We start from the raw sequence: 21,595 nt of genomic DNA, 5'->3' as shown, positions 1-21,595 counted from the left end.
CGGCCAGGAAGGGAGAGGCGTGGACTTCTGGGGGACAGTGCTCATCGTGTTGCGGCGCTGGTACGTCGCCCTGCCGGCGTTCCTGCTCTCCATCGGTGCCGCGGCGGGCGTCTACTCGTCGATTCCGACGCTCTACGTCTCGAACGCGGTGCTCGTGCTGACCATCCCGCCCACCGGCGGAAGCCTGCCGAGCGATCCCGGTCGCCCCAACGGGCTGACCAACCCCCTGCTGAACTTCGACTGGGGCCTGAGCATGTCCGCCTCGATCCTCGTCCAGGTGATCAGCGCGCCGGAGACCGTGGAGTCGCTCGGCGTGCGGCCCGAGGGCGACACCACCTTCACGGTCACCAACGGCAGCACCAACCCGGAGTCGCTGGACGGCGGGCCCTTCGTGTACATCGAGGGCACGAGCAGGTCGCCGTCCGAGGCCCGGGACATCGTGACGCGGGTCAGGGACCGGGCGAGGATCGAGCTGGCCGTTCGCCAGCGGCAGTTGAACGCGCCCCCGGCGACCTACATCACGATGAACGAGATGGTGCCGCCGACGGAGCCGCAGCCCCAGCGCACCGGGAAGACCCGGGGGGCCGCCGCGGCCCTGCTTCTCGGAGTGCTCGCCGGCCTCGCCGCGGTGTTCTCCCTGGAGAGCTTCCTCGACGCCCGGAAACGGAGGGGCCGGGTGCCCCCGGCACCGGCGTCCGGGCTGCCCGCCGAGCCCTCCCTGCTGCGGCGTTGAGAGCCCCCGTGGTCCCCGCCTCCCTTGACCGTCCCGGTCTGCGCAGCGCCGACGGGGCGACCCTGGCCGCCGCGTTCGTCGTGGTCCTGATGCTGGTTCCCGCGCGGCTGGTCTTCCGCGGCGTGCCCTTCTCGCTCACCCCGGCCGACGCGGTCGGCCTCTTCGCCGCGCTCTGGTGGTTCTGCGCGCACCTCACCACCACGCTCGGCGCGGCCAAGGGCCCCAACCCCGTGCGCACCGCGCTGTTCGCGTACGCGGTCGCGATGCTGGTCACCTACGGGTACGCCGGTGCCGGGTACCTGCCGCCCGACGAGCTCAACATGGCCGACCACGGCATCGTCCTCGTCGTGGCGACGGTGGGCATCGGGCTCGGGGCGTGCGACGGCATCCGGGGCCGGGAGCGGCTCGACTTCGTGCTGAAGTGCCTCGTGGTCTGTGGCGCGGCCGTCGGGGTGATCGCGGCGCTCCAGTTCGTGCTCGAATTCGACCTGACCAAATATCTGGCCCTTCCCGGCTTCCGATTCACCGCGGAACTGCCCGCGATCCTCGAACGGAACACCCTGCGCCGGGTCGCGGGTACCACGGGGCACCCCATCGAGCTCGGGGTCGTCTGCGCGATGATCACACCTGTCGCGCTGCACTACGCGTTCGGCGCCCGCGACCGGGGCGAGCCCTCCCTGCGCTGGTGGATCTGTTCCGCGCTGATCGGCGCCGGGCTGATGTTCTCCGTGTCGCGGTCGGCGGTCCTCGGGATAGCCGTCGTCGGCGCGGTGCTCCTCGCGGGCTGGCCCGCGCGCAGGCGGCTGTGGGCGGCACTGGGCGGCGCCGGGTTCCTGGTGGTGATGAAGGTGGCCGTGCCCGGCCTGCTCAGCGTGTTCCTCGGGCTGTTCACCAGCCTGTCCAGCGATTCGAGCATCCAGTACCGGACCCACGACTACGCGGTGGCGGTCACCGAGATCGGGAACCACCCCTGGGTCGGCAGGGGGCTGGGCACCTGGTACGCGCCGAAGCACCTGATCTTCGACAACCAGTACATCCTGTCGCTGGTGGAGACCGGGATCATCGGCCTGGTCACCTTTTCCGGGATCTTCCTGACCGGCCTCTGGGCGGCACTGCGCGTCCGCCGCCTCAGCGCCGACCCCGCCGTGCGGGACCTGGGGCTCGCCCTGGCCGCCTGCCTGGTCGTCCCCCTGGTCGGGGCGGCCACGTTCGACCTGCGCTCGTTCGCGACCGTGACCGGCCTGTCGTTCCTGGTCATCGGAGCCGCGGGCGCGCTGCTGCGCGGCACCCGGCAGCCCGGGAAAGCCGTCGAGAAACCCGTCGAGAAACCCGGTGAGGAGGTCAGTCGACCAGCCGCGCGCGCAGGTCCGCCCAGGAACCCGCGGCCAGATCACGCTCGCTGATCGCGGTGACCGGCATCGGCCACTGGATGCCGAGATCGGGGTCGTCATAACGGACCGAGAGGTCCTCGGCGGGGTCGTGCTCCCGGTCGATCCGGTAGCAGACGTCCGCCTGATCGGTCAGTGCCTGATAGCCGTGCAACAAGCCAGGAGGAACGTAGAGATGGACGAACATCTCATCGTCGAGCACCACCGACATCTGGTGGCCGAAGGTCGCCGAGCCCGGCCGGGCGTCGACGAGCACGTCGTACACGGCGCCTCGGGCGCACCTGACGAGCTTGGCCTCCCCCCGTCCGCCCCTGCCGTGCAGCGCCCGGACCGTTCCCAGACGGGACCGCGACTGGCTGTCCTGGACGAACTCGGCGGGCCGCAGCCCGTGGGCGGCGGCGAGTGCGGCGTCGAAGGTACGGGTGAACAGCCCGCGGTCGTCCCTGTGCTGAGCCGGGACGAACAACAGGACACCGTCGATCTCGCCTCGTTCGACTCTCATACCCCTACTTTCCCAATTTCACGGGCTTCCGGCCATCCCAAAGGTGAAAACGATGTTGATCGGAACGGGCCACCGGACTCCGGGGTGGGCCCGGTGACACCGGAGGAGACCCGGGGCCAGAACGGTTCGGCCAAGCCCAAGGGCGTCGGCGGGGCGGGGTTCACGCGTATCAGGGTCGGCGCGGTCGAGGTCATGGCGGTCAGCGAGGCCGAACTGCTCGACCACGTGGCGGCGGAATGGCGGCGGGGACGCGGCGGCGCGATCGTCACCGCGAACGTCGACATCGTCCGCGCCGCCACGCGCGATCCCGACCTGGCCGACCTGGTCGCCCGCTCGGAGATCGTGGTCGCCGACGGCATGCCGGTGGTCTGGGCCGCGGGGCTCGCCGGACCGGCCCTGCCCTGCCGGGTCACCGGGGCCGCGCTCGTGCACTCCCTGGCCGGGCGCGCCGCCCGCGAGAACCGCTCGGTCTACCTGCTCGGCGGGGAGCCGGGCGTGCCGGAGGCCGCGGCCCGCGCCCTCGCCGGACGCTGCCCCGGACTGCGGGTGGCGGGCACCTGCTCGCCGCCCTTCGGGTTCGACTCCTCGCCGGAGGGGGTGCGTGAGGTGGTCGCCGGGGTGGTCGCCGCCGCACCGGACCTCGTCCTCGCCGGACTGGGCTTCCCTAGGCAGGAGAGGGTCATCGCCGCCCTCCGCGCCGAGCTGCCCGGCGCCTGGTACCTCGGCTGCGGAGCCGGCATCCCGATGGCGGCCGGGCGGTTCCGCCGCGCCCCGGGGCCGGTCCAGCGGGTGGGCGCCGAGTGGCTGTACCGGCTCGCCCTGGAACCGCGCCGGCTGGCCCGCCGCTACCTGCGGGACGACGCGCCGTTCGCGGTCGCCCTCCTCGCCGGCGCGCTGCGCACCCGCCTGACGTCGAGGCACCGCGGATGAACGGCTCCGACATGGCTGTTCAGGCCCGGCCCCGGCTCACCGTGGTGATCGTCACGTATTTCAGCGGTCAGGTCATCGAGGGGTGCCTGCGCTCACTCGGGGCGGCGCTGGCCGGCGCCGGTCCGGCACGGGTCGTGGTGGTGGACAACGCCTCGGCGGACGACACCGTCGAGCGGGTACGCGAGGCCGCGCCGGCGGCCGAGGTGATCCAGACCGGGCGCAACGCCGGCTTCGCCGCCGGGGTGAACGCGGGCATCGCCGCCGCGGCCGGCTGTGACGTGCTGGTGCTGAACCCGGACATCCGGCTCGCACCCGGTTCGGTGCTCCTGCTCAGGCAGGCGCTCGCCGTGCCGGGGACCGGGATCGCCGCCCCCCGGCTCACCGCCGAGACGGGCGAGCTCCACCTCTCCCTGCGCAGGCGGCCCACCGTGCCGAGGGCGCTGGGTGAGGCGCTGCTCGGCGGCCGGCGGGCCGGGCGGATCCCCCCGCTCGGCGAACTGGTCGTGGAGCCGGCCGCCTACCGCAGGCCGCACACCGTCGACTGGGTGACCGGCGCGGCCTGGCTGGTCTCCCGGGCCTGCCTGGACGCCCTGGGCCCCCTCGACGAGCGCTACTTCCTCTACTCGGAGGAGACCGAGTACATGCTCAGGGCCGGGGAGGCGGGGTTCGCGGTCCGGTACGAGCCCCGGGCCGTGGCCGTGCATCTCGGTGGCGAGCAGTCCACCTCAAGCCGGCTGTGGGCGCTGTCGGCGGCCAACCGGGTCCGGATGCACCGCGAGCGGTACGGTCGCCCGCGCGGGCGGCTGATGCGGCTGGCCGTCGGGCTCAACGAACTGGTCCGCGCGGTGGCCAGGGGCGGCGAGGGCGGGAGAAGGCATCGGGCCGCCCTGCGCGGGCTGGTCGCGATGCGCGAGTGGCCGCCCAGGCCCGGCGAGGAGGCGGACTCCCCGGTCCGTGAGCCGGCACCCTCGTCCCCTGAGCAGGTCTCCTTCGCCCACGGGAAGGTCCTGCCCACCCAGGAGAGGACCTCCCCCGCTCAGGAGCGGGCTCTTCCTGGCCGGACGGAGGCCTTTCCCGCTCGGGAGGCGGGCTCACCCGGCTACGTCTGCTTCTCGGCGCAGGACTGGTGGTACCACAACCGGGCGCACTCGGACTTCCAGCTCATGCGCTCGATCGCCGCCCACCGGAAGGTCCTCGTGGTCAACAGCATCGGGATGCGGATGCCGACGCCGGGCAGGTCCACGCAGGTGCTGCGGCGCGTCGGGCGCAAGCTGCGCAGCGTCGCGATGCTGGTCAGGAGGCCGCTGCGTGAGCTGCCCGGCTTCTACGTGATGTCCCCGCTGCCGCTGCCCTTCTACGGGTCACCGCTGGTCAGGCGGGTGAACGCGCTGCTGGTCCGGGCACAGGTGCTGGCCGTCTCGCGGGCACTGGGGCTGCACCGGCCTGTGATCATGGTGACCATCCCCACGGCGTGGGACGTGGTGCGCCCGATGCGCAGGCAGGCGCTGGTGTTCAACCGCTCCGACCGGCACTCGTCGTTCCCCGAGTCCGACCGGCCGACCATCGAGGCGATGGAACGCGGCCTGCTGGAGCGTTCCGACCACGTGGTCTACGTCAGCACCGCGCTGATGGACGAGGAGCGCCGGCTGACCGGCGACCGCGCGTACTTCCTCGACCACGGGGTGGACACCGACCACTTCCGGCGGCGTCCGGAGAGCGAGCAGCCCGCCGACATTCGCGCGATTCCCGGACCGAGAGTGGGCTTCTTCGGCGCGCTCGACGACTATCTGGTGGATTTCCACCTTCTGGAACGGATGGCCAGGGAACTGCCCGACGTGTCGCTGGTTCTGATCGGTGACGCTACGGTCCCGATGGAACGGCTCACCCGGCATCCGAATGTGCACTGGCTCGGATTCAGGCCGTACGAAAGCATTCCCGGCTACGGCTCCGGATTCGATGTCGCGATCATGCCGTGGCTTGACAATCCATGGATAAAGCATTCGAACCCCATCAAACTCAAGGAATACCTCGCGCTAGGCCTGCCGGTGGTCAGCACCGATTTCCAGGAACTCGTGAACTATGCCGATCGAGTGAGAATCGCCGCGAGCGGTGACCTTTTCCTGGACGCTGTCCGTGCGACATTGCGTGAGGGGGGCCTGCGGCCGGCCGACGACCTGCGGGGGTCCGTGCTCGGTGCGTCCTGGTCGTCGCGTGCGGCACAACTGATGGCGCTCGCCGAGCCGTCATCGGGTCCGCGCTCGTCGGGCCCGCGCTCGTCGGGCCCGCGCTCGTCGGGCCCGCGCTCGTCGGGTCCGCGCTGAGGAGGACGGGGTCATGGGGGCTGGAAGGCACGGACGGATGAGGGGCCGCCGGTCCGGGCGGTCGCTGCCGGTGCTGGCCGGGGTGGGGGCCGCCTCGGTGACGATGGCGATGCTCGGGTTCTGTTCGGTCGACGCGCCCGCCGACCAGGCCGGACGCCCGCTCGCGGACACCTCGACCGGTGCCCCGGCACGTGGCGACGCGCCGCGGGGGAGGGCACCGGGGGGCACCGCCCGGGCCGCCGGTCACGCGTGGCCTGTGACGGCCGCGCGGGTGCCGTGGGAGGGCGGTCCCGCCTACTACGGGCGGTTTGCCGCGCCCACCGCGGCGGGCTGGACGAAGCCGTCGTTCTTCCCGGTCGGCGTCTGGTTCGAGTCTGTGATCAGCCAGGCCGACGTGAACCGGGACAGGGCCGCCGGGATCAACACGTACGTGGAGCTGACCGAGACCAGCGACATGGCACTGGTGCGGAAGAACGGGATGTCGGCGCTGACGAACGTCCCGCTGCCCGGCTACGGCAGCGAGACGGTGGGCTGGCTGCTCGACGACGAGGTCGACATGTGGGCGAAGGCGGGGGACGCGGGGTGGACCGGCAACCATCCCGGCGAGGGCCCCCTGTGCGTCCCGGAAGATCAGGGGTGCGGTTTCACGGTGCTGCGCGCCCAGCAGGACCGGCTCCCGAAGGGCGACGGAAGGCTGCACTACGCCAACTACGGCAAGGGCGTGATGATGTGGGAGAAGGACGCGGACGCCGCCGCGTTCGTCAACCGCTTCACCGACGCCGTCTCGGCCGACGTCTACTGGTACACCAGCGCGAGCGCCTGTCTGGACGGGCAGAACTTCCTGGCACTGCCGGTCGCCAGGTGCCGCAGGGCCGCCAACTACGGCGCCGTCATCGACCGCCAGCGCGAGCTGGACGCGCTGGACGGCCGCCGCCAGCCGATCTACGGTTTCGTCGAGGTCGGCTGGCCGGCCGAGAACGACACCCGGGCGATCCGGCCGGAGCAGGTGACGGGCGCGGTGATGAACTCGCTGATCCACGAGGCCCGGGGCATCGTCTACTTCAACCACAACTTCGGTGGCCCCTGCCACTCCCAGCACGTGCTGCGCGAGGGGTGCGGCAAGGCGGTCAGGCCCGCGGTGGCCGAGATCAACCGGCGGATCAGGAAGCTCGCCCCGGTGTTGAACACCCAGTCGTACGCGCACCGCTTCGGCCCCGGCCTGGACACCATGCTCAAATACCACCGGGGCTCGTACTACGTCTTCGCGATGCCCGGTGGGAAGGCGGCGCCGGGCAGGCGCACGTTCACGCTGCCGCGCGGGACGCGGGCCACCCGCGCCGAGGTCCTCTTCGAGAACCGGACGCTCCGCGTCGACGGCAAGGGCCGCTTCACCGACTCCTTCGCCGCCGAACACTCCCACCACATCTACCGGATCACGCCTTAGCGTCCTGCGCCTGAAACTCGTCGTGAGTCGTGAGAGGGAAGACGCCAGCGGGCCCAGACGGTTTTGCCGGGGTGGTCGGGGTGGGGGGTGACGCCGATGTCGTGGGCGAGGGCCTTGACGATGGTCAGGCCGCGGCCGTGCAGGGACTCGGCGTCGAGAGCGAGGTGGCAGGGCCGTCCGGGGCCTTTGTCGGTGACCTGGATCTGGAACTTGTCCGCGTTCGCCCACAGGGAGAGCCTGACCACCGGCTCGCCGTGGACGATCGCGTTGGCGAGCAGCTCTCCGGCCACCAGGACGGCGTCGTCGACGAGGTGGTGCAGCGCCCAGGCGGTGAGGGTCTCGCGCACCATGGCGCGGGCCTTGCCGACGATCGGCAGGTCGTGCGGCAGATCCCAGCAGACGGTGCGCGGGTCGTCCATGGGGCGCTGGTCGGCGGACGTCTGCGAGGCGTCGGGGAACTGCGGGTCGTACGGAGTGTGAGGGTGCTCCAAGGACTGAGGGTGGTTCAGGGCCTGCGGATGTTGTGGGGTATCCGGGGTCTCGGGCATGGGCCCTCCTTGGGGTGGCGGTGTGGTGTCTTCGGCCTCGCGCATCAGGGCGCGTAGCCCGTCGACGGTGCGGGCCTGCACGATCAGGGGGGTGGGGGCGGGCCGGCCGGCGACGGCGTGGAAGTGCCGGGTGCCGGGGCCGTACCAGACGGTCCAGGCGGGCTCGATCTGGTCGAGTCGCTCGGCGGCGGCGCGTTCGGCCGGGTCCCAGGGCCGGGGGGCGACCTGCGTGGTGGCCGTTCCTCGCCGGTGCCGTCCGCTCTGCCTGGGCCGGGGGTCGCTGTTCATGCCGTCGCTGCCGGTACGGGGTGTGCCTGCCGGAGGGGGTACGGGTGCTCGGCGGCCGTCCACGCCGGTACGGCACGGCGGCCGTGGTCACGGCCTGCTCCGGCCGCCGGTGCCGACCGGGGGAGACCTCCGGAGAACGCGCGGGGAAAGCGGCGGGGACCGTGGGGCCGGGGATCGCGCGGATGGGCGTCGTGACCGGTGGGCGGCCGGAGAGGTTGAGGCGGCGGCGGATGGTCATCCGGGCGTGCACCTGGGCGGGGGTGGGCTGCTCCCAGTGGTGGTGGGCGCGGTGCGGGAGGCTGGCGGCCTCGTGCGCGTACGGCGGGTGACCGCACCAGCGACACCCGAGCGGCATCGGCGGCCGGTCCGCGTGCCAACGCACCCGGATCGGCCTGGGGTTTCCTCTAGGGTTGTGCATCGGGTCGGACCTCCGCTGTCCGGTCGAGGGGCTTGTCATGGCGTGCCGTGCCATGGCAAGCCCCGCCTTGTTTGTGGGTTAAGGGCGATGTGCCAGGGGGGCGCCCGCCTTGCGGGAGGTGACGTCCGCCCCTTCCAGAGGACTTACTCAGTGGTGACAGGTGCGTATCCGGTAGAGGCATGAAGTGCGGCCAGGAGTGCGTTTTCCAATGAATCGATGGACATTTCCACCCCTCTTATCCGGACATACCTGGTGATTTTTTCGACGACTTTGGGCGACTGCCCTCCATGCGCCTGAGAGGGCCGCTCCGATGGTTTTTTCGCTCTCCCGGGTCACTTCACAGGATGCCTCGGGATGACTACTTTGGGTATTGAAAGTTCCAGCACATTGCTGCACAGCTTGTATTGAAGCTGTGTTCTTGTGCTGACGGAGTAGCCTTCCCCGTCGGACGGAGCTGAAATGTCAGCAACCCCCACTTCTGGCCCGTTCACGAGGCCATTGGCTGTTTTCGGTGCCGAGCTACGCAGGCGCCGAAGGATGGCCGGCCTGTCGCAGGATCGGCTAGCAGAAATCACCCAATTCAGTCAAAGCCTGATCGGTTTCATCGAAAGGGGTGAGCGCACCCCAAGCCGCAACTTCGCTCAACGCTGCGACGATGCCCTGGAAGCAAACGGGGAACTTGTCGGTCTGTGGGAGCAGGTCACCCGAGGGGCGAGCCCTCGGTGGTTCCGGGGATGGCTTGATGTTGAACCGGTAGCGCACACGCTGCATACTTGGCAGCCGCTTGTTGTGCCGGGCCTTCTCCAGACTGAGGCTTATGCGCGAGCGGTTATTCGCGGTGAGCCAGGCATATCCGACGAGCAGGTAGAAAAGGCCGTCGCGGCTCGTATGGAGAGACAGAAGATCTTGTCTCGATCTGCGCCGCCAATGCTCTGGGTTATTCTCGACGAGGGAGTCTTGCAGCGCCCGATCGGCGGCAAAGAGGTTATGCGACACCAACTCCATCATCTTCTGGAGATGCTTGATCGACCTCGGGTCGGTATTCAGATCGTGCCTTTGGCGCTTGGGTCGACCACGGGGACCTCGGGTGGCTTCGTGATCGCACAGCTTCCGGAAAACCCGGATATGGTATATGCCGAGTCTGTAGCTCACGGGCACGTGACAAATCGGCCGGAAGACGTCGGGGCCATCCGTGCCCGATACGACACCATCCGAGCTGAGGCAAACCCTCAGTATGTCTCGATCGAGTTGATCAGAGAGGCAGAGAAGCTGTGGATTTGAGTGATGAGTTGAGGGGCGCGGCCTGGCGTAAGGCCACCAAGAGTGCGTCAAACCAGGGTGATTGCCTGGAGGTTGCTCCGTTGTCGGGTGGTCGGGTGGGCCTGCGGGACACGGAGGCTCCCGAGCGGGCGCCGTTCGTGGTGAGTGCGAGTGTCTGGGACGCCTTCATCGACGGCGCCAAGAAGGGCGAGTTCGACTTCTGACTCCGCTCCCGGAGACAAGGAAGCCCTCGACCAGGTGGCCGAGGGCTTCTGGCGTCGTACGGGCTATGCCACGGTGTATTCGACGTCACCGAAGTCGGCCACGACGCGCAGCCGTCCGCCGAGAGCCTCGACGTAGGAGCGCAGGGTCGCCACTTCAACACGATCGACCTCCCCGTGTTCGATAGCCGAGACTCTCGGCCCGGAGACCCCCATGGTGGTGGCGACGTCGCGTTGAGTCAGATCCTGCTCACGCCTGATCTCCGCGAGCTTGTGCGCCCTGACCTCGGCGGCGAGCTGCTCCATCGCGGCGGACTTCTCACCATCCGACTGCACGGGCAGTCCCGCAGCCTGGCGTCGCTCCCGCGCCCGCTGCTTCACCTCGTCCCAGTTGACCGCGCTCATTCGTACTCCCTGCTGGCCAGCTCCGCTATGTGCTCGGCGTACCGTTTCTCCGCCATCGGTATGTTCGTGTCATACCAATGGTCCCAGTTGCCGGCCTTGTCGCCCGCAACCAGAAGCACCGCCCGGCGAACCGGGTCGAATGCGAACAGAATGCGGATCTCACTTCCTTTCGACGAACCAGGTCGCAACTCTTTCAGATGGTGGTTGTCGGCTCCCTTGATGCGATCCACCAGTGGTCGGCCAAGTGTTGGCCCGGTCTGCGCCAGCATGTCTATGGCGTTTTCGACCTGCTCGGCGCTGTCCCAGTCGTCCTGGCATAACCGGTCGTACCAGTCGGCGACCTCGGCAACCAGCACGACCTGCCATCCAGCTCCATCCATAGCTTAACCCTGGCGTTAAGTCAGCAGCAAGGGGGCACTTTTCTGATCAGAGGAGCAACTCGTCTGCTCTACTTCTACCAACTCGTCCGTTAGTGGCCGCTTGCGGGTATGGGCCGTCCAGAAGACGGGAAAGCCGTCCACACCAGATACAGCGCTCCGGAGCGGGGCCATCGAGTTGATCAGAAAGGCAGAGAAGCTGTGGATTTGAGTGATGAGTTGAGGGGCGCGGCCTGGCGTAAGGCCACCAAGAGTGCGTCAAACCAGGGTGATTGCCTGGAGGTTGCTCCGTTGTCGGGTGGTCGGGTGGGCCTGCGGGACACGGAGGCTCCCGAGCGGGCGCCGTTCGTGGTGAGTGCGAGTGTCTGGGACGCCTTCATCGACGGCGCCAAGAAGGGCGAGTTCGACTTCTGACTCCGCTCCCGGAGACAAGGAAGCCCTCGACCAGGTGGCCGAGGGCTTCTGACGTCGTACGGGCTATGCCACGGTGTATTCGACGTCACCGAAGTCGGCCACCACGCGCAACCGTCCACCGAGAGCCTCGATGTAGGGGAGAACCACGCGAGGCGTTCGAAGCCCGAGGAGACCTTGCTCAGGAAAGATCGATGACGAGATCGGGAGTGGCGATGCCGATCTCGCCTTCGTATCCGGCCTCGGCGGCGGCTCGCGCGGCTGTGGCGTCCGTACCCGGCTGCAGGTGAGTCAGCAACAGGTGTCGGACGTCGGCTTCCCTGGCCTGTCGGCCTGCCTGGCGGGCGCTCGACAGGTTGCGCCGCGAACCCTCAGGGACCCGGTCCGCATAGGTGGCCTCGGCCAGAAACAGGTCGGCGCCGCGTGCCAACTCCACCACCTCGGGGCTCGGGCCGGTGTCGCCGGTGTACGCGAGCACCCGCTCGCCCGCCGTCAGCCGTACGCCGGCATTGGGCACCGAGTGCGGCAGCAGGCGGGTCTGCGCATGGAACGGGCCGATGTCGATCCGGTCGCCGGCGGTGAACTCGCGCAGGACATGGGCGTCGGTCAGCATTCCCGGGCGGTCCAGCGCGAGCACCGCGTCCAGGGCGCCGGGCAGTGAGTACACCGGCAGGGGAGCCGGCGGATCGTCACGGAACGCACGTGCCCGCAACAGCGGGTTCAGATCGGCGCAGTGATCGGGATGTCCGTGGCTGACGAACACCGCGTCGACCTGATCAGCGGTGACCCGTTCCAGTAGCCGCGGCACTGTCGCGTACCCGGGGTCGACGAGCAGCCTGAACCCGTCGTGCTCCACGAGATAACCGCTGCAGGCCTGGCCCGCTCCCGGCCACGCACCGCATCCGCCAAGGATTGTCAGCAGCATCCACGAACCCTAACGGCCGGTTCGCCGACCGTGGCGCGTCCGTGAGTGCAGACGAGGAACTCCGGTCGTGTACGGATCGGACCGACCGGAGGCGAGCAGTGGGTGCGTCTTCTGATGGCGCGCGAGCGTGCGCTCCAGCCGCTGTGCCGAGACAGGCGACCCGAGTTCGACGACGAGCGAGAACTGCACTGGGTTGCGACAGAGGTCGATAACGCGTTCGAACGCCCCTGACAGGCGCACGACCGGGCGTGCTTGAAAGTCGCGCATGCGTCCTCGGTGTCGTTGTGTCGATGGGGCGGGCGCGTCAGCGCTCAGACTGCTCGGCCCCGATGCGGCCGCTTGTGACGGCGTCGGCGGCCATGCGGAGCGTGTCGGTCTCGAACGTGAGCCGTAAGGCGTCGGCGGGGAGCGCGCGCTCGATGAGGAGGCCGTTGAGGACGGATGCCAAGAACCGTGCGCGTCGCTCGACGTCGTTCGCCGGAACCGCGCCTTCGTCGGCGAGGACGGTCAGCCAGCGCTCGATGCGGTGCAGTCCCAGTCGCTCCAGCGAACGGTACGTGGCGACCTGGTCATCCGTCGGGTCGGACGCGATGTACGTCTCGTGGATCGCGCGCCAATGCTCGCGTGCCCGATCTCCGGTACCGACCTGCGAGAGCAGTTGTCGCAGGCACGCGACGAGGCGTTCTACCGGTGCTCGTTCGGTGTCGAGGATGGGATCGTCGGGGATGTCGATGTCGTAGATGCCGGCGACGACGGTGTCGATGAGCTCCCGTTGCGTCGGGAAGAAGTGGCGAAGCGAACCCATGCTGACGCCTGCTCGCGCAGCGACTCCCCGGACGCTCAGCCGAGCACCCGGGTCCTCTCCGAGCATGGTCGCCGCGGCGATCAGGATCCTGTCGCGGGTGTCTCGTTTCGTTGGACGGTCGTGCATCGTCGGAACCTCCTACCCCCATTTTTAGCACAGTGTGCTAGCTTCAATGAAGTAGCACAGCGTACTAGTGATGCTGTGGGTGAAGACAGACCGAAGACAGGAGGTTCTCGGGTGGCGTTCGGAGGATGGCGCAACCGTCGCGCAGCACGGCGCGTGCGCCCTGGCAACGGCGAGCCGCTGCCGCGCTTCCGCTGGTGGCAGCTGCTGAGCAGGTCTGTGCGCACGCTGACGCTTCGCGCACCGGACGGCACCGTGTCCACCTATGCGGTCGACGTCCGTCAGATGGGTGATCGCGACGACGGCGCGGTACGCGCGCGGCTCTACCGCGACGGCGCACTCGTTTCGCTCTCGACAACGCCGGCTCGCTTCCCCGTGCCGGGCGGTCACATCGAGGTCGTCGTCGGCACCTACGGCTTACGACGCTGCCACTACGTGCGGGTCGATGGTACTGAGGCGCAGTTGACGCCTCATCCCGCTTCCGCCGAGGGGCGACGCGCTCACCTGCATCGGACGCACCCGGGGCTGAGCCGCCTCGTCGGCGTCGTCTCGACACTGCTCGTGCTCGTCGGGATCTGCGTGGCCATGCCACAACTCGTCGAGACCATCTCGCACATTCCGCCCGTTGCGGATGCACTCGGGACATTCGATCTCCCTGTGCACGTCCCGGTCGAGGCGAACCTCGCCGCCGTCATCGCAGCGGTCGCGGGCAGCACCGAGCGCGCACTGCGACTGCGTTCGAACTGGCTCGACTCTCTCGCGAGCTGACCGTGAGGACCATGAGGAAGGACGCCATGACGAACACCACCGAGGGTTGGCTCCTCCGAGCCGACAAGCCCGAGCACTCGCCTCGCGTGCCTGCCGGCGTCGAATACCACCGCGTCTACGCGGGCGACAAGCGCCGGATCCCGCGCGGCATCCTCACGATCGTGCTGCTGTTCGCCGGGCTCATCGGCTTCGCGCAGCTGTTTTTGATCGGCGCCGCCGTCGTCGACGCGCAGCTCCTCGGCCGTACGGGCTTCACCCCGCTGCAACAGGCCGCCGGCGCGCTCTCGCTCGCCGTGCTCATCCCCTACAGCATGCTGCTGCAGCGCCTGCTCTACGGCGTGCCCGCAGGTTCGCTGCACTCCGTTTCGGGACGCTTCCGCTACGGCGTCCTCGGCCGCTCGCTGCTCGCCTTCGGGCCCCTGCTCCTCCTCGTCGTCTCCGTCGGGTTCCTCGTGCCCGGCGAGGCGGTCCCTTGGACGATCGCCGATCTCGTCGCGTTCATCGTCATCAGCACGCTGCTCAGCCCGCTGGCGGCGGCCGGCGAGGAGTACGGACTGCGGGGCCTGATGTTCCGCGTCGTCGGCGGCTGGACCCGAGGCGCCCGCTCCGGGGCGATCCTCGGCATCATCGTCACGACCGTGCTGTTCTCGCTCTTCCACGGCACGCTCGATCCCTACCTGCTCACCTCGTATCTCGTGCTGTTCTCGGCGCTGGCGATCGTCACCTGGCGCACCGGCGGGCTTGAGGTCGCCGTCGTGCTGCACGCCGTCTACAACGCCACGGCGTTCGTCCTCGCCACGACACTCCATCTCGACCTCGGCGGAGCCCTCAGCAGTCGTGGCGAGACGGTCGGTTCGGTCGGGAACCTGGTGCCCGGCGCCGGGCTTGTCGTCATCACCGCGATCATCTGGTGGATGACCCGGAAGTCGGGTCCCGCACGCACGCCTTCAGCGTGACACGAGCCGACGCGAGCCGAACGCTCAGTCCACCCACTCGTAGCCCGAGTAGAGGGTGCCGCCGAACCAGAGGAAACGGCCGGCGCTGTCGACGTAGCGGTAGCTCTGCGCTTCGGCCTTCGTCTGGCGCCAGCCGGGACCGCAGGGGGTGTAGGTCAGGCCGACGCTGGGTCCGGTAAGGCCGAACTGGTCTCTGCCCGTCGTGCCCTCCACCCAGCTCGCGGCCGCGCACACCTCCCACGCGGCGCGGGACGCGTTCCACTTCTGCACCTCCAACCGAACCCTGGCCCGCGCGCCATGCACGGTGGTGCAGTCTCCCGCGAGCGCGTAGGCGCGGGCCCACGCCTGGTTGCCGGACAACGTGCCGGGGACGCGGTGGTCGATGCCCGCGGTGGCCCGGGCGCAGAAGGAGGCTCCCCGCTCCACCGTGACCTGGTGCTGTTGGGTGTACGCCTGCGCCGGCTGTGGCATCGCCACGGTCAGCAGCAGTGCGGAGATCGCGGACAGGGGGCCAAGGAGCAGGGCGCTTCGTCTCGGCACGGCGTCTCCCATGGGGCGTCATCCGGTCAGCGGCCACGGATCCGGTGTGGCATCGCCGGCGCGGTGCGACGTGGCCGCTGGGGAGTGCCGGTGAGGAAGGGCCGTGGTGCTTCCAGGAGGGGGACTCCACGGCTGGATCCGCAGTGGTCTTCGGCCCGGAGACACCTGTCCCGGGCCTGCCGTCACCTTCCAGACTGCGTTGTGGCCCGTTGGTCGCGGGACCCCGCAACTGTGTGCCGAACGGCCCAGAAATACCCCCATTTGAGGGCTTGTCTGATGACAGCTGGGCGCTCATTGTCAAGCGATGGAGTCAGCCCTGCGTAGCGCGTCGGCCCGGCACACGTTCGAGCGGATTCGGCGGTTGACGCGGACGGGCATCGCCGACGGCGAGTTCCTGGCCGACCTCTCGCGCCTGCTGCGCGAGATCGTTCCTTTCGACGCCTCGTTCTGGACGGGGGCCGATCCGGTGACCATGCTCGCCACCTCGCCCTCGCGTCTGGAGAACCTGGGTTCCGGTGAATACTGTGACCGCTACTGGGAGAACGAGTTCTTCGTCGAGGATGTCAACCACTTTCACACGCTGGCCGGTCTGCCGACGACGGCCGCGTCCCTGTATCGCGTCACGGGCGGGCGTCCGGCGCGGAGCTCCCGTTACCACAACGTGAACCTCGTGCAGGGACTCGGCGACGAGCTACGGTGCGTTTTCCGGGCCGGAGGCGACGTCTGAGGTTACATGTGCCTGTGGCGAGCCGCCGGCGCGCAGCCGTTCGACACCCTGTCTCGTGCCGAGCCGGCAGCGCGCACCGGCCTGGGCGACCAGACCGTACGCCGCTGGCTGTCGATCATGCGAGAGGAGGGCGTCGTCGAACTGGTGGGAAGCTCGCCTAGGAGCAGGGACGCGCGATACCGGCGGGTCCGGCAGGGCTCCCTGTTCTCGCCTTCGTGAAGGAGCGCACCCATGGAAGTCACGACCACATCGACTTCCTGGGCCGCCATGCCTTCACCCGAGCCGATGTCGCCGGCGGCCTGTGCGCCTTCCACGACAGTGCGCAGTCCCCGATGCTGCGTTTTGGTCAGCGGGCGACGTAGCCGCCGTCGACAGGCAGGGCGACGCCGACGACGAAGCTCGCTCCCGGGCTGCACAGCCACAGCACGGCCTGGGCGATCTCGTCGGCGGTGCCGAGCCGGTTGATGGGCTGGTCGGCCTCGGCCTCGGCCTGGTCGAGCTCGCCCTTGGCGATCATGTCGGTGACCATGGGGGTGTCGATGGTGCCGGGGCAGACGGCGTTGATCCGGATGCCGCGCGGTGCGTATTCGAGGGCGGCGCTGGTGGTCAGCCCGATGACCCCGTGCTTGGAGGCGTGGTAGGAGGCTCGGCCGGGAAGGCCGACGAGGCCGCCGAGGGAGGAACAGTTGACGATGGCCCCGCTGCCCTGGGCGCGCATGTGCCGCAGCTCGTGCTTCATGGAGGCCCAGACCCCGCGCAGGTTGATGGCGTTGACCCGGTCGAAGACCTCGACGGCCTCGTCGGCGGCGTCGCTGGGCGGGATCTGGATGCCGGCGTTGTTATAGGCCATGTCCAGGCGGCCGAAGATGGCGACAGTACGGTCGACCGCGGCGGCGACCTGGTCCTCGTCGGTGACGTCGCAGGTGACGGCGAGCACGCGGTGGCCCTCGTCGACGAGTTCCCTCGCCGCGACGGCGAGGGCCGGTTCGTCGATGTCGGTGAGGGCGACGGCCGCTCCGGACTCGGCGAAGGCGCGGGCGGTGGCCAGGCCCATCCCGGAACCGGCTCCGGTGACGAAGGCGACCTGGCCGCTGAAGTCGTAGGTGGGATTCATGAGGATCTTCCTATGGCGTGGGTGCGGTATACGGCTGGTCAGACGGTTCGGCCGCCGTCGACGACCAGGGCGTGGCCGATGGTGAAGGCAGCCGGTCGCGAGCACAACCACCGGCCGCACCGGTGACCGGTGCGGACCGGTCTTCGAAAAGCTCGTGTCGTGCCGGGAGTCGTCGGCGTCCCTCAGGGGGTGAGGAGGGCCTTGATGGCGCGGCGCTCGTCCATGGCCTGGTAGCCCTCGGCCGCCCGGTCCAGCGGCAGGGTGAGGTCGAAGACCTTGCCCGGGTCGATCTCGCGACTGACGATCAGGTCGATCAGCTCCGGCAGGTACTGGCGCACCGGCGCAGGCCCGCCGTGCAGGTGGACGAGGGAGAAGAACAGCTCATCGCCGGGCAGCGAGACGTCGTGGGAGACGCCGACGAACCCCATGTGACCGCCCGGGCGGGTGGAGCGGATGGCCTGCGTCATCGACTCCTGGGTGCCGACCGCCTCGACGACGCTGTGGGCGCCCAGCCCGCCGGTCAGTTCCTTGATCCGGGCCACGCCCTCGTCGCCACGCTCGGTGACGAGGTCGGTGGCGCCGAACTCCAGGGCGAGTTGCCGGCGCGGTTCGTGGCGGCTCATCGTGATGATCCGCTCGGCGCCGAGCTGCTTGGCGGCCAGTACCGCGCACAGGCCGACGGCTCCGTCGCCGACGACAGCGACGGTCTTGCCCGGCCCGGCCTGGGCGGCCACGGCGCCGAACCAGCCGGTGCCCAGCACGTCGGAGGCGGCCAGCAGACTCGGGACCAGGTCGGCGTCTGGAAGGCCGGGAGTGGCCACCAGGGTGCCGTCGGCGAGTGGGATGCGCGCGTACTCGGCCTGGGTGCCGAGGGTGCCCATCAGCACCCGGTGGATGCAGGCGCTCTGGTAGCCCGACCGGCAGATCTCGCAGGTGTTGTCGGAGGCCCAGAAGGAGCCGACCACGAACTGGCCAGGCTTGAGGGTGGTGACCTGGCTGCCCACCTCCTCGACGACGCCGACGTACTCATGCCCCATCGGGGCCGGCCGGTCGAGCTTCTCGATGCCGCGGTAGGGCCACAGGTCGGAGCCGCAGACGCAGGCGGCCGACACGCGGATGATCGCGTCAGTGGGTTCGATGATCTTCGGGTCCGGACGGTCCTCGACACGGACGTCACCCGGGGCGTGCAGAACTACACCACGCATATGGAACTCCTTTGGAAATGTCAGCGGGAACCCGGCGGCCGCCTCCCCAAGCCGCCCGTTTCCGGAAACGGTCTTGATCATTTGTGACCGAGGAGAAGATGACCTCCCGTACGGCCTTCCTTTGCCCGGCGGGCCAGGCGCTCACCAGGAAACCCGCTCCTGCGCGCGGGCGGGAGGTCGTGCCTATCGGGGGGACAACCTCGACCCCCTTCGCCGACCGGCCGCTCCCTACAGTGGAGAAGGTGGACAACCGCAACGAGATCCGCGACTTCCTCGCCAGCCGCCGCGCCAAGATCACCCCGCAGCAGGCCGGGCTGGCGCCCGGCGTACGCCGCCGGGTGCCAGGGCTGCGCCGCGAGGAGGTCGCGGTCCTGGCCGGGGTGAGCACCGACTGGTACACCCGCCTGGAGAAGGGGCACATCGGCGGCGTGTCCGAGGACGTCCTGAACGCCGTCGCCCGGGCGCTGCAGCTCGACCACGCCGAACGAGCCCACCTGTTCGACCTGGCACGCGCCGCGGGCACCCGCCCCCGGCCCCGGCGGCTCGCGCAGAAGGTCCGTCCCGGGCTGCAGCGGATGCTCGACGCGATGACCGACGCCCCGGCCATCATCCGTAACGGCCGCATGGACCTGCTGGCCGCCAACCGCCTGGGTCGCGCCATGTACTGGCCCGCTTTCCAGCAGCACTCCGGCACGGACCAGCCGCCGAACATCGCGCGCTTCCAGTTCCTCGACCCGGCCGGAGCCGGCTTCTACCCTCAGTGGGACACCGCCGCCGACATCACGGTCGCCCTGCTACGCACCGAGGCCGGGCGTGATCCATACAACAGCGACCTCACCCGGCTGATCGGCGAGCTGTCGACCCGCAGCGACGACTTCCGCACCCGCTGGGCCAGACACGACGTCCGCCTGCACCACGCCGGCACCAAGACCTTCCACCACCCGGCCGTTGGTGACCTCACCCTCGACTACGAGTCCATGGACCTGCACGCCGACCCGGGCCTCAATCTGACCGCCTACACCGCCGCCCCGGACACCCCCTCGCACGACGCCCTGCGTCTGCTCGCCAGCTGGGCCGCCACCCTCGATGCCGGCAGCGATGGTGACACCGCATCCTGCCTCCCACACGAGAGTCACCGCCAGGAGCAGTAGACCAGGACCTTGGGGAATCAGCCGGCGCCTCAGCAGGGCGAGCGCCCGCGAGGCCGGCGATCGGGCATCTGCCGACGTAGAACCGCAATCGCGCCATGGAAACCACCTTCGTTGTCGGTGGCTGCGGCCGATTGGAGCGTACGACAGGGGGCCGGCTTCCGTCGTAGGCTGAATCTCGCCCGTGACGGAGGGAGGCTGCGGTGGCCGAGACGATGCCGGCCGAGGTGCTGGCCGAGCTGGCCGAGCTTGAGGACCCGAGGATACGCGAGGTGAACGAGAAACACGGTGACGATCACGGTGTGAACCTCGGCAAGCTGCGCGCGATCGCGAAGCGGCTGAAGACGCAGCAGGAACTCGCGTGCCGGCTCTGGGAGACGGACGACAGCGCGGCGAGACTGCTGGCCATCCTGATCTGCCGCCCGAAGGCGTTCGAGCGCGACGAGTTGGACGTCATGCTGCGCGAGGCACGCACACCGAAGGTGCACGACTGGCTGGTGAACTACGTGGTGAAGAAGAACCCGCACGCCGAAGAGCTGCGCCTGGCCTGGTCGGCCGATCCGGACCCGGTGGTCGCGAGTGCCGGCTGGGCGCTGACCGTCGAACGCGTGGCGAAGAAGCCCGAGGGTCTCGACCTCGCGGGAATGCTCGACGTCATCGAGGCGGAGATGAAGGACGCCCCCGATCGCCTACAGTGGGCGATGAACCACTGCCTGGCTCAGATCGGGATCGAGCACGCCGAGCACCGCGTCCGGGCGATCGACATCGGCGAGCGCCTGGAGGTGCTCAAGGACTACCCGACCTCCCCGGGCTGCACGTCTCCGTTCGCGCCCATCTGGATCACCGAGATGGTGCGCCGATAGCCACGACAAGCCGGTGACTCCTTTGGCGAGCCGGCAATCCGTCTCCGCTCGAAGTCGACCACCACGCGCAGCCGCCCACCGAGAGTCTCGACCCAGGAGCGCGAAGGCGCCATCGTTCAGCGGCCTTCACGGGTGAACCACTCGACGGTTCGGCGCAGCCCCTCCTCAAGGCCGACGGTGGGCCGCCAGCCGAGGATCTCGGCGGCGGGGGCCGGGTCGGCGATCCTGGCGCTGTCCAGCGCCCTGTCGGTGAGCGCGCCGTAGCGGGGGCGGGTCCGGCCGCCGACGATCTCGGAGAGCAGTTCCACGGTGTCGCGGATCGAGGTGCCCGTCCCGGTGCCGATGTCGAAGGCGCGTCCGGCCGCGTCCGGGGTCTGGCCCGCCGCGAGGAAGGCGTCGACCACGTCGTCGACGTACACCCAGTCGAGTTCGCGGGTACCGCTGCCCAGTTCGGGCTCCTGACCGCGCAGCAGGGACAGCGCCACGTAGGGGACCAGCTTGCGGGTGTCCTGGTGGCCGGGCCCGTAGACCATGCCGATCCGCAGATTGCTGACCTGGACGCCCCACAGGTGGTGGAACATCCGCGCGTAGCCGTCGGCGGCCCACTTGGACACCGCGTACGGCGAGGACGGCGCCCTGTCGCCCTCCTCGGGCCGTGGCTCCTCCAGCGAGCCCGCCAGCACCACCCGGGTTCCCGGGGCGCCGGTGACCGCGGTCAGCAGGTTGACCACGCCGGTGAGGTTGCTGTGCAGCATCGGCAGCACGAGCTTCGGATCCCTGGCCCCGGCGACCTCGCTGGCCAGGTGGAACACGACCTCCGGGCGGACGGAGTCGACGAGCTTCCGCACCGCGCCCTCGTCGGCGACGTCGGCGACGTGCCAGGTCTCGCCGTCCGTGCTCTCCCTGACCCGACGGCCGACCGCGTGCACCCGCGCGCCGCACCCGCCCAGGCGTCGCACCAGGTGTGCCCCGATGAAGCCACCGGCTCCCGTCACCAGCACCCGTCTCCCGCGCCAGTGGTTCTCTGCTCCGTGTACGGGGGCCGGGCTTCGCATGTGAGCTCTCCCTGTTCGAGCGAGGTTCTCGGGGAAGGACCGGATAATTCATACCTCGTGACATCGGATATCGGCAGGCAATGCCGGGAATCCGGGGAAAAGCGATGAGGCCCGCTCCGA

The 21,595-nt window shown here is 69.5% G+C and carries 25 protein-coding genes; 15 read left to right on the top strand and 10 right to left on the bottom strand.

Annotation, left to right across the window (positions count from 1 at the left end; genetic code table 11):
• Positions 1–19: 19 nt before the first annotated feature.
• Both ACFQVD_RS28300 and ACFQVD_RS28295 read left to right on the top strand, forming a co-directional pair.
• The gene (locus ACFQVD_RS28300; protein ID WP_343978583.1) at positions 20–733 is read left to right on the top strand and encodes a hypothetical protein; all 714 of its coding nucleotides are present in this window, start codon (positions 20–22) and stop codon (positions 731–733) included.
• The gene (locus ACFQVD_RS28295; protein ID WP_343978580.1) at positions 730–2,136 is read left to right on the top strand and encodes an O-antigen ligase family protein; all 1,407 of its coding nucleotides are present in this window, start codon (positions 730–732) and stop codon (positions 2,134–2,136) included. The genes ACFQVD_RS28300 and ACFQVD_RS28295 overlap by 4 nt, the downstream gene beginning before the upstream one ends.
• On the opposite strand, the gene ACFQVD_RS28290 is transcribed toward ACFQVD_RS28295, so the two are convergent.
• Positions 2,075–2,623 carry a dTDP-4-dehydrorhamnose 3,5-epimerase family protein gene (locus ACFQVD_RS28290; RefSeq protein WP_343978577.1) on the bottom strand — a complete coding sequence of 183 codons (549 nt, stop codon included), beginning with the start codon at positions 2,621–2,623 and terminating at the stop codon, positions 2,075–2,077. The genes ACFQVD_RS28295 and ACFQVD_RS28290 overlap by 62 nt on opposite strands.
• A 93-nt stretch (positions 2,624–2,716) precedes the next feature.
• Between ACFQVD_RS28290 and ACFQVD_RS28285 the strand changes: the two genes are divergently transcribed.
• From ACFQVD_RS28285 to ACFQVD_RS28275, 3 genes are read left to right on the top strand one after another with little or no spacing between them, the layout of a single operon-like run.
• The gene (locus ACFQVD_RS28285) at positions 2,717–3,553 is read left to right on the top strand and encodes a WecB/TagA/CpsF family glycosyltransferase (protein WP_343978574.1); all 837 of its coding nucleotides are present in this window, start codon (positions 2,717–2,719) and stop codon (positions 3,551–3,553) included.
• 11 nt (positions 3,554–3,564) lie between these two features.
• Entirely contained in the window at positions 3,565–5,874 is a 2,310-nt protein-coding gene (locus ACFQVD_RS28280; RefSeq protein ID WP_343978571.1) for a glycosyltransferase, read from the top strand.
• 13 nt (positions 5,875–5,887) lie between these two features.
• Positions 5,888–7,318 (top strand): hypothetical protein, encoded by a 1,431-nt coding sequence (locus tag ACFQVD_RS28275; RefSeq protein WP_343978568.1) that lies wholly within the window; start codon positions 5,888–5,890, stop codon positions 7,316–7,318.
• Here ACFQVD_RS28275 and ACFQVD_RS28270 read toward each other — a convergent pair.
• The gene (locus ACFQVD_RS28270) at positions 7,315–8,154 is read right to left on the bottom strand and encodes an ATP-binding protein (RefSeq protein ID WP_343978565.1); all 840 of its coding nucleotides are present in this window, start codon (positions 8,152–8,154) and stop codon (positions 7,315–7,317) included. The genes ACFQVD_RS28275 and ACFQVD_RS28270 overlap by 4 nt on opposite strands.
• Positions 8,155–9,031: 877 nt before the next feature.
• On the opposite strand from ACFQVD_RS28270, the gene ACFQVD_RS28265 reads away from it, so the two are divergent.
• Together ACFQVD_RS28265 and ACFQVD_RS28260 are read left to right on the top strand one after the other, a co-directional pair.
• Positions 9,032–9,853, top strand: a complete 822-nt coding sequence (locus ACFQVD_RS28265) for a helix-turn-helix domain-containing protein (RefSeq protein ID WP_343983808.1) — start codon at positions 9,032–9,034, stop codon at positions 9,851–9,853.
• A complete protein-coding gene (locus ACFQVD_RS28260; RefSeq protein WP_364150574.1) occupies positions 9,844–10,056 on the top strand; it encodes a DUF397 domain-containing protein in 213 nt (70 codons plus the stop codon). Before ACFQVD_RS28265 ends, ACFQVD_RS28260 begins: the two co-directional genes overlap by 10 nt.
• A 63-nt stretch (positions 10,057–10,119) precedes the next feature.
• Here ACFQVD_RS28260 and ACFQVD_RS28255 read toward each other — a convergent pair whose 3' ends face one another.
• Both ACFQVD_RS28255 and ACFQVD_RS28250 read right to left on the bottom strand, forming a co-directional pair.
• Positions 10,120–10,458 (bottom strand): XRE family transcriptional regulator, encoded by a 339-nt coding sequence (locus ACFQVD_RS28255; RefSeq protein WP_343983814.1) that lies wholly within the window; start codon positions 10,456–10,458, stop codon positions 10,120–10,122.
• Positions 10,455–10,814 carry a type II toxin-antitoxin system RelE/ParE family toxin gene (locus tag ACFQVD_RS28250; RefSeq protein WP_343983811.1) on the bottom strand — a complete coding sequence of 120 codons (360 nt, stop codon included), beginning with the start codon at positions 10,812–10,814 and terminating at the stop codon, positions 10,455–10,457. Before ACFQVD_RS28250 ends, ACFQVD_RS28255 begins: the two co-directional genes overlap by 4 nt.
• Positions 10,815–10,946: 132 nt before the next feature.
• Between ACFQVD_RS28250 and ACFQVD_RS28245 the strand changes: the two genes are divergently transcribed.
• Entirely contained in the window at positions 10,947–11,249 is a 303-nt protein-coding gene (locus ACFQVD_RS28245; RefSeq protein WP_386272480.1) for a DUF397 domain-containing protein, read from the top strand.
• Positions 11,250–11,427: 178 nt separating this feature from the next.
• On the opposite strand, the gene ACFQVD_RS28240 is transcribed toward ACFQVD_RS28245, so the two are convergent.
• Both ACFQVD_RS28240 and ACFQVD_RS28235 read right to left on the bottom strand, forming a co-directional pair.
• Entirely contained in the window at positions 11,428–12,171 is a 744-nt protein-coding gene (locus tag ACFQVD_RS28240; protein ID WP_343965028.1) for an MBL fold metallo-hydrolase, read from the bottom strand.
• Between the two features lie 304 nt (positions 12,172–12,475).
• Positions 12,476–13,102: a TetR/AcrR family transcriptional regulator gene (locus ACFQVD_RS28235; protein ID WP_343965026.1), complete on the bottom strand. Its 627-nt coding sequence runs from the start codon at positions 13,100–13,102 to the stop codon at positions 12,476–12,478.
• Between the two features lie 111 nt (positions 13,103–13,213).
• Between ACFQVD_RS28235 and ACFQVD_RS28230 the strand changes: the two genes are divergently transcribed.
• On the top strand, positions 13,214–13,867 hold the full coding sequence (locus ACFQVD_RS28230; protein ID WP_343965024.1) for a hypothetical protein: 654 nt from the start codon (positions 13,214–13,216) through the stop codon (positions 13,865–13,867).
• Positions 13,868–13,893: 26 nt separating this feature from the next.
• Positions 13,894–14,823 carry a CPBP family intramembrane glutamic endopeptidase gene (locus ACFQVD_RS28225; RefSeq protein WP_343965022.1) on the top strand — a complete coding sequence of 310 codons (930 nt, stop codon included), beginning with the start codon at positions 13,894–13,896 and terminating at the stop codon, positions 14,821–14,823.
• A gap of 24 nt (positions 14,824–14,847) precedes the next feature.
• Here the strand turns inward: ACFQVD_RS28225 and ACFQVD_RS28220 are convergent, their stop codons facing one another.
• Positions 14,848–15,363 carry a hypothetical protein gene (locus tag ACFQVD_RS28220; protein WP_343965020.1) on the bottom strand — a complete coding sequence of 172 codons (516 nt, stop codon included), beginning with the start codon at positions 15,361–15,363 and terminating at the stop codon, positions 14,848–14,850.
• A 304-nt stretch (positions 15,364–15,667) separates the two neighbouring features.
• Between ACFQVD_RS28220 and ACFQVD_RS28215 the strand changes: the two genes are divergently transcribed.
• The 3 genes from ACFQVD_RS28215 to ACFQVD_RS28205 are packed head-to-tail and all read left to right on the top strand — an operon-like array spanning position 15,668 to position 16,452.
• Entirely contained in the window at positions 15,668–16,090 is a 423-nt protein-coding gene (locus ACFQVD_RS28215; RefSeq protein WP_343965018.1) for a hypothetical protein, read from the top strand.
• Positions 16,091–16,096: 6 nt separating this feature from the next.
• Positions 16,097–16,309 carry a hypothetical protein gene (locus tag ACFQVD_RS28210; protein WP_343965016.1) on the top strand — a complete coding sequence of 71 codons (213 nt, stop codon included), beginning with the start codon at positions 16,097–16,099 and terminating at the stop codon, positions 16,307–16,309.
• Positions 16,306–16,452, top strand: coding sequence for a hypothetical protein (locus ACFQVD_RS28205; RefSeq protein WP_343965014.1), 147 nt, complete (start codon positions 16,306–16,308; stop codon positions 16,450–16,452). The genes ACFQVD_RS28210 and ACFQVD_RS28205 overlap by 4 nt, the downstream gene beginning before the upstream one ends.
• Here the strand turns inward: ACFQVD_RS28205 and ACFQVD_RS28200 are convergent.
• On the bottom strand, positions 16,437–17,204 hold the full coding sequence (locus ACFQVD_RS28200; protein ID WP_343965012.1) for an SDR family NAD(P)-dependent oxidoreductase: 768 nt from the start codon (positions 17,202–17,204) through the stop codon (positions 16,437–16,439). The genes ACFQVD_RS28205 and ACFQVD_RS28200 overlap by 16 nt on opposite strands.
• A gap of 182 nt (positions 17,205–17,386) precedes the next feature.
• Complete coding sequence (locus ACFQVD_RS28195) at positions 17,387–18,409, bottom strand: zinc-dependent alcohol dehydrogenase family protein (protein ID WP_343965010.1); 1,023 nt, start codon at positions 18,407–18,409, stop codon at positions 17,387–17,389.
• A gap of 242 nt (positions 18,410–18,651) precedes the next feature.
• Here ACFQVD_RS28195 and ACFQVD_RS28190 point away from each other — a divergent pair, with 242 nt between their 5' ends.
• Positions 18,652–19,560, top strand: a complete 909-nt coding sequence (locus ACFQVD_RS28190; RefSeq protein ID WP_343965008.1) for a helix-turn-helix transcriptional regulator — start codon at positions 18,652–18,654, stop codon at positions 19,558–19,560.
• Positions 19,561–19,772: 212 nt separating this feature from the next.
• Positions 19,773–20,420 (top strand): DNA alkylation repair protein, encoded by a 648-nt coding sequence (locus ACFQVD_RS28185; protein WP_386274386.1) that lies wholly within the window; start codon positions 19,773–19,775, stop codon positions 20,418–20,420.
• Between the two features lie 116 nt (positions 20,421–20,536).
• On the opposite strand, the gene ACFQVD_RS28180 is transcribed toward ACFQVD_RS28185, so the two are convergent.
• Positions 20,537–21,475, bottom strand: coding sequence for an NAD-dependent epimerase/dehydratase family protein (locus ACFQVD_RS28180; protein ID WP_343965004.1), 939 nt, complete (start codon positions 21,473–21,475; stop codon positions 20,537–20,539).
• Positions 21,476–21,595: the final 120 nt, after the last annotated feature.

It is taken from the genome of Streptosporangium amethystogenes subsp. fukuiense (assembly GCF_042665875.1).
Classification (GTDB): domain Bacteria; phylum Actinomycetota; class Actinomycetes; order Streptosporangiales; family Streptosporangiaceae; genus Streptosporangium; species Streptosporangium fukuiense.
The sequence above is the reverse complement of the archived record's forward strand: the minus strand, read 5'-3'. Positions and strand labels throughout refer to the sequence as shown.

Coding starts and splice junctions, on each gene's coding strand:
- ACFQVD_RS28255 (WP_343983814.1), bottom strand. CDS start 10,458: ATGAGCGCGGTCAACTGGGACGAGGTGAAGCAGCGGGCGCGGGAGCGA.
- ACFQVD_RS28270 (WP_343978565.1), bottom strand. CDS start 8,154: ATGAACAGCGACCCCCGGCCCAGGCAGAGCGGACGGCACCGGCGAGGA.
- ACFQVD_RS28280 (WP_343978571.1), top strand. CDS start 3,565: ATGGCTGTTCAGGCCCGGCCCCGGCTCACCGTGGTGATCGTCACGTAT.
- ACFQVD_RS28200 (WP_343965012.1), bottom strand. CDS start 17,204: ATGAATCCCACCTACGACTTCAGCGGCCAGGTCGCCTTCGTCACCGGA.
- ACFQVD_RS28180 (WP_343965004.1), bottom strand. CDS start 21,475: ATGCGAAGCCCGGCCCCCGTACACGGAGCAGAGAACCACTGGCGCGGG.
- ACFQVD_RS28225 (WP_343965022.1), top strand. CDS start 13,894: ATGACGAACACCACCGAGGGTTGGCTCCTCCGAGCCGACAAGCCCGAG.
- ACFQVD_RS28290 (WP_343978577.1), bottom strand. CDS start 2,623: ATGAGAGTCGAACGAGGCGAGATCGACGGTGTCCTGTTGTTCGTCCCG.
- ACFQVD_RS28275 (WP_343978568.1), top strand. CDS start 5,888: ATGGGGGCTGGAAGGCACGGACGGATGAGGGGCCGCCGGTCCGGGCGG.
- ACFQVD_RS28215 (WP_343965018.1), top strand. CDS start 15,668: ATGGAGTCAGCCCTGCGTAGCGCGTCGGCCCGGCACACGTTCGAGCGG.
- ACFQVD_RS28195 (WP_343965010.1), bottom strand. CDS start 18,409: ATGCGTGGTGTAGTTCTGCACGCCCCGGGTGACGTCCGTGTCGAGGAC.
- ACFQVD_RS28245 (WP_386272480.1), top strand. CDS start 10,947: ATGGGCCGTCCAGAAGACGGGAAAGCCGTCCACACCAGATACAGCGCT.
- ACFQVD_RS28265 (WP_343983808.1), top strand. CDS start 9,032: ATGTCAGCAACCCCCACTTCTGGCCCGTTCACGAGGCCATTGGCTGTT.
- ACFQVD_RS28210 (WP_343965016.1), top strand. CDS start 16,097: ATGTGCCTGTGGCGAGCCGCCGGCGCGCAGCCGTTCGACACCCTGTCT.
- ACFQVD_RS28185 (WP_386274386.1), top strand. CDS start 19,773: ATGCCGGCCGAGGTGCTGGCCGAGCTGGCCGAGCTTGAGGACCCGAGG.
- ACFQVD_RS28240 (WP_343965028.1), bottom strand. CDS start 12,171: ATGCTGCTGACAATCCTTGGCGGATGCGGTGCGTGGCCGGGAGCGGGC.
- ACFQVD_RS28235 (WP_343965026.1), bottom strand. CDS start 13,102: ATGCACGACCGTCCAACGAAACGAGACACCCGCGACAGGATCCTGATC.